The sequence below is a fragment of the uncultured Cellulomonas sp. genome, assembly GCF_947494015.1.
Taxonomy (GTDB): domain Bacteria; phylum Actinomycetota; class Actinomycetes; order Actinomycetales; family Cellulomonadaceae; genus Pengzhenrongella.
In genome coordinates, this window is sequence record NZ_CANLTL010000003.1 from 230,195 (window position 1) to 243,615 (window position 13,421).

Below are 13,421 nucleotides of genomic sequence, written 5' to 3' on the forward strand. Positions count from 1 at the left end.
CCAGGCTCAGCGGTTGCGCGCGTCCGGAGTCGAGCCGTCCGCCGGCTCGGCGATCGTCCGGCCGCCGCCGGGAGCGGAGCCCTCGAGCTCGCGTGGGCTCGCGACGTGCGACCCTCCCTCGAGCTCGTCGTGTGCTCCGTGCGAGTGGGCCGCAGCCAGCTCGGCCGGGGTGACCGGCTCGATGCGGTCCTCGAAGAACGCCTGGGACATCCGCTGACGCACCTTGTCCAGGCGGTAGCCCTTGCGCCGCACTCCACGGGAGTCGACCGGGGGAGCGATCTCGAGCGGGTGCTCGGGCTCGTAGGCGACACGCAGCCACCGCTCGTGCTCGTCCAGCGGACGGTGCACCTCGATGTACTCGCCGTGGGCGAACCGGACGATGCGCCCCGTTTCGTGGCCGTGCAGCACGAGCTCGCGGTCCTTGCGCTGCAGGCTCAGGCAGATCCGCTTGGTGAGGATGAACGCCACCACCGGGGCGACGAAGAACAGCACCCGGAAGATGCGTGTGAGGTCGTTGAGTGACATGTAGAAGTGCGCCGCGATGAGGTCGTTGGCCCCGGCCACCAGCAGGACGAAGAAGGCGGTCAGGACGGCCACCCCGAAGGCGGTGCGGAAGGGCCGGTTGCGCGGGCGGTCCAGCACGTGGTGCTCGCCGGTGTCGCGGGTGACGAAGGCCTCGACGAACGGGTAGAGCGCCAGCAGCGAGAACAGGATGCCCGGGATGACCACCGCGGGGATCAGCACGTTGAGCGAGAGGGTGTAGCCACCGATGACCCACTCCGTGCCCGCGCCGGGCATGAGCCGCAGCGACCCCTCGAGGAAGAGCATGTACCAGTCCGGCTGGGCGCCGGCCGAGACGATCGACGGGTCGAACGGGCCGTAGTTCCACACCGGGTTGATCTGCATCGTGGCCGCCATCAGGGCGATCACGCCGAAGACGATGAAGAAGAACCCACCGGCCTTGGCGACGTACACCGGGAACAGCGGGAAGCCGACGACGTTCTGGTCGGTCCGCCCCGAGCCCGGGTACTGGGTGTGCTTGTGGATGACGACCATCAGCAGGTGCACCACGATGAGCGCGAGGATCAGCGCGGGGACCAGCAGGACGTGCACCGTGAACAGACGCGGGATCAGGTCCTGGCCGGGGAACTCCCCGCCGAAGATGAAGTACGACAGGTAGCTGCCGATGATCGGGATCGCGCGGACCACGCCGTCGGTGATGCGCAGACCGTTGCCCGACAGGACGTCGTCGGGCAGGGAGTAGCCGGAGAAGCCGGCGGCCAGGCCCAGGATCATCAGGACGAAGCCGACGAGCCAGTTGAGCTCACGCGGCTTGCGGAAGGCGCCGGTGAAGAACACCCGCATCATGTGGGTGACGATCGACGCCATGAAGATCAGGGCGGCCCAGTGGTGCACCTGGCGCATCAGCAGCCCGCCGCGGACCTCGAACGAGAGCCGCAGGGTCGAGGCGTACGCCTCGGACATCTCCACGCCCTGCATCGCGGCCCAGGGACCCTCGTAGTGGATCTCGGCCATGCTGGGCACGAAGAAGAGGGTGAGGAACACCCCGGAGATGAGCAGCACGACGAAGGAGTACAGCGCCACCTCGCCGAGCAGGAAGGACCAGTGGTCCGGGAACACCTTGCGCGCGAAGCTCTTGACCGCGGCACCGATGCCGGTGCGCTGGTCCAGGTAGTCCGCGCCGGCGGCCGCGCCGCGCTCGATCGTGGTCGTCACTTCAGACGCTCCCAGTAGCTAGGTCCAACAGGCTCGAGGAAGTCGCTCTGGGCGACCAGATAGCCCTCGTCGTCGACCGAGATCGGCAGCTGCGGCAGGGGGCGGTTCGCGGGTCCGAAGACGACCTTCGCGCCGTCGGCGAGGTCGAAGGTGGACTGGTGGCACGGGCACAGCAGGTGGTGCGTCTGCTGCTCGTAGAGCGCCACCGGGCACCCCACGTGCGTGCAGACCTTGGAGTACGCGACGATCCCCTCGTAGGACCAGCCCTCACGGCCGGGAGCCTCCTTGAGGTCGCGCGGGTCCATGCGGACCATGAGCACGATGGCCTTGGCCTTCTCGTCGAGCGGGTGCTCGAACTCCTCGAGGTTGTCGGGGATGACGTGGAAGGCCGAGCCGATGGTGACCTCGGCGGCGCGGATGGGACGTCCCGACGGGTCCTGCGCGAGCCGGACGCCCTTAGCCCAGATCGTGCGGCCGAACTTGGAGATGTCCCAGTCCTCGCCGACCTCACCGATGAGGGGGACGGCGATCGACAGCGGCGCCAGCGCGAGCGCGGACACCATGGCGCCCTTGAGCACGCCGCGGCGACCGATCGAGGAGTCCGCGGCGCCGTCCTTGAGGTCCTGGACCGCCGCGGCGCGGGTCTCCGGGGAGCTGATGAGCGTGTGGCGCTCCTGGCTCACCTCGTGGTCGTTCATCAGCGTCTTCGCCCAGTGGACGGCGGCCGCGCCGATGCCGAACATGCCGAGGAAGAGCCCGAGGCCGAGCAGCAGGTTGGACAGCCGCATGCTGCCGATCGTCTCGCCCGGCCGGACCAGGGCGTAGGCGACCAGGAACCCGATCGTGCCGAGGATCGACACGCCGAACAGCAGGACGACCTGGCGCTCGGCGCGCTTGTTGGCGTCCGGGTCGACGTCGGCGCGACGCAGCTTGTGCGGGGCGTGGCCGGGGTCGGTGAACCGGGCCGGCAGCCGGCCGTCCCCGCCGCCGCGGGGCGTGAGGTCGGTGGACGAGTTGTGGTCGGTCACGAGGACTTGGCTCCGATCCAGACGCTGCAGGCGACGAGCAGGCCGATCCCGACGATCCAGGCCCACATGCCCTCGCTCACCGGTCCGAGCGCGCCGAGCTCGATGCCGCCCGGGCTCCCGTCGCGCTGGGCGAGGATGTACGAGATGACGTCACGCTTCTCCTCGGGGGTGAGGTTGGCGTCGTTGAAGACGGGCATGGCCTGCGGTCCGGTGACCATCGCCTCGTAGATCACGGTGGGCGTGCTGTCCCACAGCGCGGGCGCGAACTTGCCCTCGGACAGAGCGCCACCGGCACCGACCGCGTTGTGGCACATCGCGCAGTTGGTGCGGAACAGCTGCATGCCGTTCGCCGGGTCCCCCTCGGCCGGGTCGACCTGCTCCGCGGTCGGGATGGCCGGGCCGTAGCCCAGGGACGCGACGTAGGCCGCCAGGGCGGCGACCTGCTCGTCGGTGAGCTGCGGCGGCTTGGCGAGGGCCTGGGGGCCGTTCGCCTCCATGGGCATCCGGCCGGTGCTCACCTGGAAGTCGACGGACGCCGCGCCCACCCCGATCAGCGACGGCGCGTCCTGCGTGCCCTCGGCGTTCATGCCGTGGCAGGTGGCGCAGTTCGCCTGGAACAGCTCCGAGCCGTACTCGATGTCACGAGCGGTCGCCTCGGCCGCACCGGCCGAGCTGGGCACGAGGGCGGCGTACAGGCCGCCGGTGACCAGCAGCGCCAGCAGGAGCAGCACGACCGGGGCAGACCGGTGGTGCCTGCGGGCTGCAAGTGCCTTCACGGGTGGGTCCTCGTCTCACAGGTGGGAAGCAGGAACGATGTGGTGGGGGCGGACGGCGCCGCGCCGGTCACCGCAGGAGGTAGATGACCGCGAACAGGGCGATCCAGACGACGTCGACGAAGTGCCAGTAGTAGGACACGACGATCGCCGTCGTGGCCTCGTGGTGGCCGAAGCGCTTGGCGCTGAAGGACCGGCCGAGCAGGAACAGGAAGGCGAGCAGGCCGCCGACGACGTGCAGACCGTGGAAGCCGGTCGTCAGGTAGAAGACCGAGCCGTAGGGGCTCGACGCGATCGTGAAGCCCTCGCTGACCAGCTCGGCGTACTCGAACAGCTGCCCGCCGATGAAGAAGGCACCCATGAGGAACGTGAGGGTCATCCACTCGTTCATCCCCCACTTGCGCACGTCCAGCAGCGAGCCGGTCCGCACGGGCTGGAAGCGCTCGGCGGCCCAGACACCCATCTGGCACGTGACCGAGGACAGCACCAGGACGGTGGTGTTGATCGACGCGAACGGCAGGTTGAGCAGCTCGTTCTCGCGCTCCCAGATCTCCGGCACCTGCGCCCGGAGCGTGAAGTACATCGCGAACAGGCCGGCGAAGAACATCAGCTCGCTGGCCAGCCACACGATGGTCCCGACCGAGACAGGGTTCGGTCGGTTCACACTGACGTGGACGGGGGTGCTGGAGGCAGCCGTTGCGGTCGACACAGAGCCCATTATGGGGGAGAAGCTGTGAAGGTGGGCGCCTGGGCGGGCGTGTGCGGCGCGGCGAATGTCACACCCTCGCGGTGCATCCGTCCGCATTCGTCCCCTTCGTCCCGGCTCGGCGCGTCGCCCGCGTCGCAGCGGGGGTGCGGCGCCTGCATCGCACGTCGCGGGTGACGGGCGTGCCAAGATGCCCGAGGACGTGGACCACCAGCGGAACGGGGCTGAGCATGACCACCGAGGTCACGGGTGTGGACACCCGCGGCGCGAGCGAGCGCGCGCCGCGGGTGCTGCTGTACAGCGACGACGTCGACACCCGCAGCCAGGTGCGGATGGGTGTCGGTCGCCGGCTCGCCAAGGGGGCACCCGACATCGAGTGGCTGGAGGCGGCCACGCATCCGGTGGTCGTCGAGACCGCCGACGCGGGCGGGCTGGATCTGATGATCCTCGACGGCGAGGCGGCGAAGTCCGGGGGGATGGGACTGTGCCGCCAGCTCAAGCACGAGGTGTTCGACTGCCCACCGGTGCTGGTCCTGACCGGGCGGACGCAGGACGCCTGGTTGGCGTCGTGGTCGCTGGCCGACGCCGTGCTGGCGCACCCCCTGGACCCGATCGAGCTCCAGCGGGTCGTCGCCGGTCTGCTGCGCACCCGCATGGCGCGCGGGTGACCGCGCCGACCTGGTCCGGCCTGCTGACCGACCTCCTCGCCCGCCAGGACCTGTCCCCGGAGCAGACCGCGTGGGCGATGCGCGAGGTGATGACCGGCAGCGCGTCCCCGGCCCGGCTGGCCGGGTTCCTGACCGCCCTGCGCGCCAAGGGCGAGACCGTCGCCGAGCTGACCGCCCTGGCCGACACGATGCTCGAGCACGCGGTCCGCATCGAGGTGCCCGGACGCACCGTCGACCTCGTGGGCACCGGTGGGGATCGCGCCCACACCGTCAACATCTCCACCATGGCCGCACTGGTCGTCGCGGGTACCGGCACCACGGTGGTCAAGCACGGCAACCGCGCCGCGTCGTCGTCGTCCGGCTCGGCGGACGTGCTGGAGGCGCTGGGCATCCGGCTGGACCAGCCGGCCGAGCGGGTGGCGCAGATCGCGCACGAGGTGGGCATCACCTTCTGCTTCGCCGGCATGTTTCACCCGTCGTTCCGCCACGCCGGGGTGGTCCGGCGCGAGCTGGGCATCGCCACGGCCTTCAACTTCCTGGGGCCGGTGACGAACCCCGCGGGGCCGGCGGCCACGGCCGTCGGAGTGGCGGACGCCCGGATGGCTCCGCTGATCGCCGGCGTGTTCGCGTCGCGGGGGACGGACGCCCTGGTGTTCCGGGGCGAGGACGGCCTCGACGAGCTGGCCCCGACCGCGCGGTCGCGCGTGTGGGAGGTCCGCGACGGCGCGGTCACCGAGCAGGTGCTGGACGCGGTCACCGACCTGGGCCTGGCGCCCGCGCAGGTGTCGGACCTGCGCGGCGCCGACGCCGCCTACAACGCCGACGTCGCCCGGCGCGTGCTGGACGGGGAACGTGGTCCCGTGCGCGACGCGGTCCTGCTGAACGCGGCGGCCGCGCTGGTGGCCGACGGGTCGACGACACCGCGTGCGGGCACGCTCGTCGAGCGGCTCGCTGCGGGGATGTCGGTGGCCGCGCGGGCGGTCGACGACGGGGCGGCCGCGGCCGTGCTCGAGCGCTGGCGGCTCGCGAGCGCCTGAGCCGCGGGAGCGGGGCCGGCCGGTGCGAGGGCCGCCGGGCGCGAGGGCATGCGTCCGCCGAGCCGCCGCCCGCGCAGACGACCCGCGCGCGGGTCGTCGGGCGCTCGTCGTGCGCTCGCCGGGTGAGCCGGGGACGGCGGCTCAGTCCTCCAGACCGATGTCGAACGCCTGCTCCAGGTCGTGCTTGGAGTAGGCGCGGAACGCGATGTAGGTCTGGGTCCGCAGCACCCCCGGGACCTTGCTCAGCCGGTCGGCGATGACGTCGGCGAGCTCCTCGTGCTGGCGTACCCGGATCATCGCGATCAGGTCCACCTCACCGGTGACCGAGTACACCTCGCTGACACCGGGTACATCGGCGATCTCGGACGCGACCTCCGGGATGCGTCCGGCGTCGACGTCGATCAGCACCATGGCTGTGAGCATGCTCGTCCCTCCTCCGGGTGCCGCCGGACGGCGACCCGCTCATCATGCCGCTCCGCGGCCCACCTCGACGCTCGCTGGCGGGGCCGGCGTCCCGCCCGGTCCGTGGTCCTCGGGGTCCGGAGCAAGCCGGCCGGGCACGGCCAGCCCGTGGTCGCCCACGACGCCGGCAGCCGCCGCCACCGCCCAGGTCAGGTCGCGGGCGTCGGCCGCTCCGGGCGGGGGCGCCGGGGCGGACACCGGACCCCGTGGCCCCGGTCGTGTCTGGTCGAGGGCCCGGGCGACCGCGGCGGCGACCCGCGCCGGGTCGGTGAACGCCTGCGCTCCGACGACGGGGCTGCACCGGGCCGGCGGCGCGCCCGGCCCGGCATCGACGTCCACCAGCCGCACGCCGGGGGAGTCCAGCCAGTCCAGGACCAGATCCGTCTCCTCCGGGTGGGCGGCCGGCGCCGGGACGACCGGCGGCGCGACGTGCTCCGCGGTGAGCCGCAGCGAGTCGATGGCGGGCCGGGGGTCGGTGCGCGGCTCGACCGACGCGGTGCCGGCCAGCCGCCCGTGCCGGACGAGGACCACCTCCCAGCCGCCGTCGTCACCGCGGCGGGCCGCGACGAGCTCGGGGCACGCCGCGAGCGGTCCGAACCGCTGGGCGCGCGCGGCACCCCGTAGGAAGGTCTCCAGGCGGTCGCGCGCGACGGCGGCCTCCTCGAAGCGCTCGTCGCCGATGAGACGAGCGATGCGCGACGCGTGCGCCTCGACCACCGGGCGGGGGTCCCCGGTCATCGCGGCGGCCACCGCCGCGGCCGCCTCGGGGGACAGGACGGCCGTCGCCCGCGTCCCCGGGGTGCGCGACCCGAAGGTGGCGTGCAGCGCCTCCAGTGCGAGCACCGCCGCCGAGCGGGAGCTGAACGGCCCGATGTGCGGGCGCCCCGCCAGCACGTCGCGCACGAGCTGCAGCCGCGGCTCGGCGCCGGCCGCGAGCCGGACCCACGGCATCCGCTCGGGGAACCGCGAGCGCCGGTTGTAGCGCGGCGAGTGCTCGGCGATGAGGCGCAGCTCGCGCACGCGCGCCTCGAGCGCCGTCGCGCACACGACGGGGGTCACGGCGTGGGCGATCCGCACCATCTCGGTGATCCGACCGCGCTTCTCCGCGGCGGTGAAGTAGCTGCGCACGCGCGTCCGGATGGACGTCGACGTCCCGACGTACAGCACCTCCTCACCCGGTCCACGGAACATGTACACACCCGGCGCGTCGGGCAGGTCGCCGGCCAGGTGCCGTTTGCGGCGCACGTCGGCCGGCACGGGGTCCGTCGCCGTGGCGAGGTCCTCCAGGTGCGTGATCCCCAGGGGTGCGAGCCGGCCCAGCAGCGCGTGCAGCACGTCGACCGTCGCGCGCGCGTCGGACAGCGCCCGGTGGTCCGGGGTCACCGAGGCACCGAACAGTGCGGCGAGCGTCCCGAGCTTGTGGTTCGGCGCCTCGTCGCGGAGCACCACCCGGCGAGCGAGCCGCACCGTGTCCAGCACGGCGTTCCCCGGCCAGGGGTAGCCGCCGGCCCGGGCCGCGGCCTTGAGGAACCCGATGTCGAAGGGCGCGTTGTGCGCCACCAGGACGGCGCCGGTGGCGAACTCGAGGAACGACGGCAGCACCTGCTCGATCGTCGGGGCGGAGCGGACCATGCCGGTGGTGATGCCGGTCAACGTCGAGATGAAGGCGGGCACGGGCGTGCCCGGGTTCACGAGCGTCTGGAACTCGCCGAGCACCTGCCCGCCCCGCACCTTCACGGCGCCGATCTCGGTGATCCCGTCCGCGCCCGGGGTGCCCCCGGTGGTCTCCAGGTCCACCACGACGAAGGTGACGTCGTGCAGCGGCGTCCCGAGGTCGTCGAGGGTCGGCTGCACGGGGGCCCCGGCGACCGGGACGCCTCCTCCGGCGGGGCTGGGGGACTGCACCATCGACATGGCCCGGACGCTAACCCGGGGGACCGACACGGCCGGAAGGGGCTCGCCGTGCACGGTCCGGAGCACGGGTCCGGCGGCCGCCGCCGTGCCGGCCGACCGTCCGTGTCGGTGGGTGTCCCTACGGTCGCGACCATGATCATCGACTGCGACAGCTGCACCGTCCGTGGCGCCGCCTGCACGGACTGCGTGGTGACCTTCCTGACCATCCCCGTCCGCCCGTCGGGGCACGCACCGGCGACCGGCACCGCGACCGGGGCGGCGGCCCGCGGGTCGGCCGCGAACGCGCTGCCGGTCGACCTCGACGCGGACGAGCGCGCCGCACTGGACGTGCTCGCCTCCTCGGGGCTGGTCCCACCGTTGCGCATGGTGCGCGCGCTGTGACCGGCACGGGGCGCGGCCATCCGCACCGTGGCGGAACCGCGTGCGCCGGCACCGTGAAGCGGCCGCCCCGCAGTGCCGTGGCCCGCGGTGCCGTGGCCCGCGGTGACGTGGTGCGCAGTGCCGTGGCCCGCGGTGACGTGGTGCGCAGTGCCGTGGCCCGCGGTGACGTGGTGCGCGCCTGCCGGGATCCGGGGACGCGGTGACGCCGGACCCGGCGTCGGGGTGGTCAGGCGTGCAGGCCGGACGGGGCCGGGCCGTCGTACAGCGCGTCGACCTCCGCGGCGAAGTCCTTGAGCACCACGTTGCGCTTCACGCTGAACTTCGGCGTGAGGTAGCCGTCGGCGATCGTCAGGTCCGTCTCCAGCAGTCGGTACTTGCGGATCGACTCCGCCCGGGACACGGCCTGGTTGGCGCGCTCCACGGCCTCGTCGACGGCAGCCAGCACGGCGGGGTTCGTCCGTGCGGTGGCCAGGTCCATCTCGGGGTGGCCGTGCGCGGCCAGCCACCCCGGCAGCGCGTCGGCGTCCAGCGCGATGAGTGCTCCGATGAAGGGTCGCTGGTCACCCACGACGACGCACTGGCTCACCAGCGGGTGGGCGCGCAGGCGGTCCTCGAGCACCGCCGGGGCGACGTTCTTGCCCGCCGCGGTGACGATGATCTCCTTCTTGCGGCCGGTGATCCGCAGGAAGCCGTCGTCGTCGATCGTGCCCAGGTCACCGGTCCGGAACCAGCCGTCGTCGAAGACCTCCGCCGTCGCGGACGGGTTCTGGTGGTAGCCGCGGAACACGTGCGGCCCCTTGACCTCGATCTCACCGTCGGTCGCGAGCCGGACCGCGGTGCCGGGCAGGGGCGGGCCGACCGTGCCGATCTTGGTCCGTCCCGGCATGTTCACGGTCGCCGGTGCGGTGGTCTCGGTCAGGCCGTACCCCTCGAGCACCTTCAGTCCGACGCCGCGGTAGAAGTGCCCGAGGCGCTCACCGAGCGGGGCCCCACCGGAGATCGCCCACTCGACCTGCCCGCCGAGCGCGGTGCGCAGCTTGGAGAGCACGAGGGCGTCGGCGACCTTGTGCTGCAGGCGAAGCGCGAGCGACGGCCCACCGGCGTCCAGGGCGCGGGAGTAGGCGATCGCGACGGTGGCGGCCCGGTGGAAGATCTTGCCCTTGCCGCCGGCGACGGCCTTCTGCTCGCTGGAGTTGTAGACCTTCTCGAACACCCGGGGCACGGACAGGATGAAGGTGGGCCTGAACGTCGCCAGGTCCGGCAGCAGGTCCTTGGTGTCAGGGGTGTGCCCGATGGCGGCCCCCGCGCAGACGACCAGCACCTCGACGAACCGCGCGAAGACGTGCGCCAGCGGCATGAACAGCAGGGTCCGGGCGCCTGGGGTGGCGACCACCTCGTGCAGTCCCTTCACGGCGTTGACCACGAGGACGTAGAAGTTCTCGTGCGTGAGCTCGGCGCCCTTGGGGCGTCCGGTCGTTCCCGAGGTGTAGATGATGGTCGCCACGTCGGCGAGGTTCGCCAGTCCGCGGCGTCGGCTGATCTCCTCGTCGGGCACCTCGACCCCCTGAGCGACGAGCGCATCCACCGCGCCGGAGTCGATCGTCAGGACCTCGCGCAGGTCGGGCGTCTGGGCGCGCACGGACTCCACCACCGCGGCGTGCTCGGCGGTCTCCACGACCAGCAACGAGACGGCCGAGTCGGTGAGGATCCAGTGCACCTGCTCGGCGGAGGAGGTCTCGTACAGGGGGATCGGGATCGCCCCCGCGGCCCAGATCGCCCAGTCGAGCAGCGTCCACTCGTACCGGGTCCGGGACATGATGCCGACCCGGTCGCCCGGCGCGACACCGCGCGCGACCAGGCCCTTGGCCAGGGCGACCACCGCGGCGTCGAACTGACGGGCGGACATCGCGGTCCACCCGCTGCCGTCGGGCGACCTGCGCTCGACCAGGCTCGCGTCCGGGCGGGTCCGCACGCGCTCGGCGAGCATGTCGTTCAGGTTGCGGGAAGGGTCGACGTCCACGAGGAGGGGGGTGTGGATCTCGTCCATGCTGGCTCCATTGTCAGACGGCGAAAGTGTGGCCCGACGATAGCGCCAGCCTCCAGGTGCGCGGCGCACCCCCTCGGGGCCGCGCGCGCGGTTCACCCGCGCGCCGTACGGTGAGCGCCCGCCCCCGACCCGCGTAGCGTGTCGGCCGGTGCCGGCCCGGTACCCACCCAGCTCCGACAGAAGGACGGACATGCACGCGATCGGTGTGGACATCGGCGGGACGAAGATCGCGGCTGGGGTCGTGGACGCCGAGGGCAGGATCCTCGCGCAGACGCGCCGCGTGACCGAGCCCGACGACGCGGGCAGCATCGACCGGGCCGTGGCCGACGTGTACGCCGAGCTGTCCCGCGACCACGAGGTCGGTGCGATCGGCGTCGCCGCGGCCGGCTTCGTCGACTCCGGGCGCTCGACCGTCCTGTTCGCGCCCAACATCGCCTGGCGCGACTACCCGTTGCGCGACCGGGTCCGCGCGCTGATCGACGACGACGACGTGCGCGTGGTGGTGGAGAACGACGCCAACGCGGCGGGCTGGGCGGAGTTCCGGTTCGGTGCCGGCCGCGACGTCGACGACATGCTCATGCTGACCGTCGGCACCGGCCTGGGAGGTGCGCTGATCGTCGACGGTCGCCTGGTCCGCGGGGCGTGGGGGGTCGCCGCCGAGGTGGGGCACATGCGCGTCGTGCCCGGGGGGCACTACTGCGGCTGCGGACACGAGGGGTGCTGGGAGCAGTACGCGTCCGGCAGCGCGCTCGTGCGGGACGCCCAGGCGGCCCTGGTCGTCGACCCAGAGCGCGGTGCGGCGCTGCTGGCGCTGGCCGGCGGCGACCCCGCGCACCTGACGGGACCGCAGGTCACCGAGGCGGCGCAGGACGGCGACCCGCTCGCCGTCAGCCTGCTGGCCCAGCTGGGTCGCTGGCTCGGCGAGGGCTCGGCCTCGGTCGCCGCTCTGCTGGACCCGGCCCTGGTCGTCATCGGCGGCGGCGTCGGGGCGGCGGGCAGCCTGCTGCTGGACCCTGCCCGGCAGGCCTTCGCCGACCAGCTCTCGGCCCGCGGTCACCGCCCCGAGGCGACGCTCACGCTCGCGTCCATGGGGAACGCCGCAGGCATCGTCGGCGCCGCCGACCTCGCACGGATCTGAACGGGACAGCGCCCGCGGCCCGGCGGTCAGACGACGGCGCCCGGCCCGCCGCCGTCGTCGCGCCGGTGCGGCATGCGCCACACCAGCAGGGCACAGCTGAGGACGAACACCACGCCGGCGGCCTGCAGCAGGACGGTCGGTGCGTCCCGCCAGGCGACCAGCACCACGAGCAGGGCGATCGGGATGCCCGCCGCGCCCAACCACGCCATCGTCAGCAGCGGGTCGCCGCCGAACACCGGGCCGGGGTCCGGGGGCACGAAGTGCTCGCGGTCGTCGATCTCGGACTCGGCGGCGTCGATGTCGTCCGTCCCGGCCCAGTCACGTCCGGTGAGCTCACGCTCGACGGGGCGTGCGGAGACCCACGGCGCGACCGGGTAGGTCACGGCCGCGCCGGCGCCCTCGTCCCGCGCGTCGACGGCGCCGCGGTGGTCGGGGCCGGGGCCGGGGTCGGGAACCGGGTCGCGGCCGTCCGAGCCGGTCTGGGTCTCGGTGTCGGTGTCGGTGTCGGTGTCGCCCCGAGGGTCGACCGTGCCCAGCCGGCCCAGATCGGCGACGATCTCGGCCCAGCGCGCGGCCACCTCGTCGCCGGTGGGCTCCCTGCGGTCCGGCGCGTCCCCGGTGTCGTCGTGACGTGCGGCCATGGGCAGCACTCTAGAGTCGTACGGATGCTGCGCGTGGGTCGCGCGGGCGCAGTAGCGGAGGTGGCGCGTTGTTCTACTGGTTCATGAAGCGGGTGATGGTGGGGCCGCTGCTCCGCCTGGTGTACCGCCCGTGGGTGCGTGGACTGGAGAACGTCCCGACCGACGGCCCCGCGATCCTGGCCAGCAACCACCTCGCGGTGATCGACTCGTTCTTCCTGCCGCTCGTGCTCCCGCGCGAGATCGTCTTCATCGGCAAGTCCGAGTACTTCCAGGGTGCGGGTCTCAAGGGGCGGCTGACCGCACGGTTCATGCGCGGTGTCGGCACCATCCCGGTCGACCGGGGCGGCGGCAAGGCGAGCGAGGCGGCCCTGCGCACCGGACTGCGCCGGCTCAAGGACGGGGGCCTGTTCGGGATCTACCCCGAGGGCACCCGCAGCCCGGACGGACGCCTGTACCGCGGCAAGACCGGGGTGGCGCGGCTGGCGATCGAGTCGGGCGCACCCGTCATCCCGGTGGCCATGGTGGACACCAACGTCGCCCAGCCGATCGGCAAGCGGATCCCCAAGGTCATGCGGATCGGCATCGTGATCGGGGAGCCGCTCGACTTCAGCCGGTACCGGGGGATGGAGAGCGACCGCTTCATCCTGCGCTCGGTCACGGACGAGATCATGTACGCGCTGATGAGCCTGTCCGGTCAGGAGTACGTCGACGTGTACGCGGCCACCCAGAAGGCCCGGATCGCGTCGGGCCACGCCGGTCCGGGGGAGTCGGGTGCCACCCCGGTGACCGCGCCCGGCGGCCGTCCGGCGCCCGAGGTCCACGTTCCGGTCCCGCCCGAGGACGACTCCGCGCCGTCAGTAGGATGACCGGGTCGCCCGTGCGGTGACCC

Annotated in this window: 13 protein-coding genes; 5 read left to right on the top strand and 8 right to left on the bottom strand. The window is 72.9% G+C overall.

The window, feature by feature from the left end; genetic code table 11:
• Positions 1–6: 6 nt before the first annotated feature.
• From Q0840_RS04750 to Q0840_RS04765, 4 genes are all read right to left on the bottom strand, one after another.
• On the bottom strand, positions 7–1,737 hold the full coding sequence (locus Q0840_RS04750) for a cytochrome bc complex cytochrome b subunit (RefSeq protein WP_298456948.1): 1,731 nt from the start codon (positions 1,735–1,737) through the stop codon (positions 7–9).
• Positions 1,734–2,708 (bottom strand): ubiquinol-cytochrome c reductase iron-sulfur subunit, encoded by a 975-nt coding sequence (locus tag Q0840_RS04755; RefSeq protein WP_298457225.1) that lies wholly within the window; start codon positions 2,706–2,708, stop codon positions 1,734–1,736. The genes Q0840_RS04750 and Q0840_RS04755 overlap by 4 nt, the downstream gene beginning before the upstream one ends.
• Before the next feature lie 53 nt (positions 2,709–2,761).
• The gene (locus Q0840_RS04760; protein WP_298456949.1) at positions 2,762–3,541 is read right to left on the bottom strand and encodes a c-type cytochrome; all 780 of its coding nucleotides are present in this window, start codon (positions 3,539–3,541) and stop codon (positions 2,762–2,764) included.
• A gap of 67 nt (positions 3,542–3,608) precedes the next feature.
• Entirely contained in the window at positions 3,609–4,256 is a 648-nt protein-coding gene (locus tag Q0840_RS04765; protein ID WP_298456951.1) for a heme-copper oxidase subunit III, read from the bottom strand.
• 218 nt (positions 4,257–4,474) lie between these two features.
• Between Q0840_RS04765 and Q0840_RS04770 the strand changes: the two genes are divergently transcribed.
• Entirely contained in the window at positions 4,475–4,912 is a 438-nt protein-coding gene (locus Q0840_RS04770; protein WP_298456953.1) for a hypothetical protein, read from the top strand.
• The gene (gene trpD / locus Q0840_RS04775; RefSeq protein ID WP_298456955.1) at positions 4,909–5,949 is read left to right on the top strand and encodes an anthranilate phosphoribosyltransferase; all 1,041 of its coding nucleotides are present in this window, start codon (positions 4,909–4,911) and stop codon (positions 5,947–5,949) included. Before Q0840_RS04770 ends, trpD begins: the two co-directional genes overlap by 4 nt.
• A gap of 141 nt (positions 5,950–6,090) precedes the next feature.
• On the opposite strand, the gene Q0840_RS04780 is transcribed toward trpD, so the two are convergent.
• Both Q0840_RS04780 and Q0840_RS04785 read right to left on the bottom strand, forming a co-directional pair.
• The gene (locus tag Q0840_RS04780) at positions 6,091–6,372 is read right to left on the bottom strand and encodes an Lrp/AsnC family transcriptional regulator (RefSeq protein ID WP_298456956.1); all 282 of its coding nucleotides are present in this window, start codon (positions 6,370–6,372) and stop codon (positions 6,091–6,093) included.
• A gap of 42 nt (positions 6,373–6,414) precedes the next feature.
• Positions 6,415–8,325, bottom strand: a complete 1,911-nt coding sequence (locus Q0840_RS04785; protein ID WP_298456957.1) for a DEDD exonuclease domain-containing protein — start codon at positions 8,323–8,325, stop codon at positions 6,415–6,417.
• A gap of 132 nt (positions 8,326–8,457) precedes the next feature.
• Here Q0840_RS04785 and Q0840_RS04790 point away from each other — a divergent pair, with 132 nt between their 5' ends.
• Positions 8,458–8,706 carry a hypothetical protein gene (locus Q0840_RS04790; protein ID WP_298456959.1) on the top strand — a complete coding sequence of 83 codons (249 nt, stop codon included), beginning with the start codon at positions 8,458–8,460 and terminating at the stop codon, positions 8,704–8,706.
• A 226-nt stretch (positions 8,707–8,932) separates the two neighbouring features.
• Here Q0840_RS04790 and Q0840_RS04795 read toward each other — a convergent pair whose 3' ends face one another.
• The gene (locus tag Q0840_RS04795) at positions 8,933–10,753 is read right to left on the bottom strand and encodes a long-chain fatty acid--CoA ligase (protein WP_298456961.1); all 1,821 of its coding nucleotides are present in this window, start codon (positions 10,751–10,753) and stop codon (positions 8,933–8,935) included.
• Between the two features lie 190 nt (positions 10,754–10,943).
• Between Q0840_RS04795 and Q0840_RS04800 the strand changes: the two genes are divergently transcribed.
• Entirely contained in the window at positions 10,944–11,891 is a 948-nt protein-coding gene (locus Q0840_RS04800; RefSeq protein WP_298456963.1) for an ROK family glucokinase, read from the top strand.
• Positions 11,892–11,917: 26 nt separating this feature from the next.
• On the opposite strand, the gene Q0840_RS04805 is transcribed toward Q0840_RS04800, so the two are convergent.
• A complete protein-coding gene (locus Q0840_RS04805; protein WP_298456965.1) occupies positions 11,918–12,532 on the bottom strand; it encodes a hypothetical protein in 615 nt (204 codons plus the stop codon).
• Between the two features lie 68 nt (positions 12,533–12,600).
• Here Q0840_RS04805 and Q0840_RS04810 point away from each other — a divergent pair, with 68 nt between their 5' ends.
• Complete coding sequence (locus Q0840_RS04810; protein WP_298456966.1) at positions 12,601–13,398, top strand: 1-acyl-sn-glycerol-3-phosphate acyltransferase; 798 nt, start codon at positions 12,601–12,603, stop codon at positions 13,396–13,398.
• Positions 13,399–13,421: the final 23 nt, after the last annotated feature.

Excerpts from the sequence above, each read along its gene's own strand:
- Q0840_RS04765 (WP_298456951.1), bottom strand. The coding sequence starts at position 4,256 with ATGGGCTCTGTGTCGACCGCAACGGCTGCCTCCAGCACCCCCGTCCAC.
- Q0840_RS04770 (WP_298456953.1), top strand. The coding sequence starts at position 4,475 with ATGACCACCGAGGTCACGGGTGTGGACACCCGCGGCGCGAGCGAGCGC.
- Q0840_RS04780 (WP_298456956.1), bottom strand. The coding sequence starts at position 6,372 with ATGCTCACAGCCATGGTGCTGATCGACGTCGACGCCGGACGCATCCCG.
- Q0840_RS04785 (WP_298456957.1), bottom strand. The coding sequence starts at position 8,325 with ATGTCGATGGTGCAGTCCCCCAGCCCCGCCGGAGGAGGCGTCCCGGTC.
- Q0840_RS04790 (WP_298456959.1), top strand. The coding sequence starts at position 8,458 with ATGATCATCGACTGCGACAGCTGCACCGTCCGTGGCGCCGCCTGCACG.
- Q0840_RS04795 (WP_298456961.1), bottom strand. The coding sequence starts at position 10,753 with ATGGACGAGATCCACACCCCCCTCCTCGTGGACGTCGACCCTTCCCGC.
- Q0840_RS04800 (WP_298456963.1), top strand. The coding sequence starts at position 10,944 with ATGCACGCGATCGGTGTGGACATCGGCGGGACGAAGATCGCGGCTGGG.
- Q0840_RS04805 (WP_298456965.1), bottom strand. The coding sequence starts at position 12,532 with ATGGCCGCACGTCACGACGACACCGGGGACGCGCCGGACCGCAGGGAG.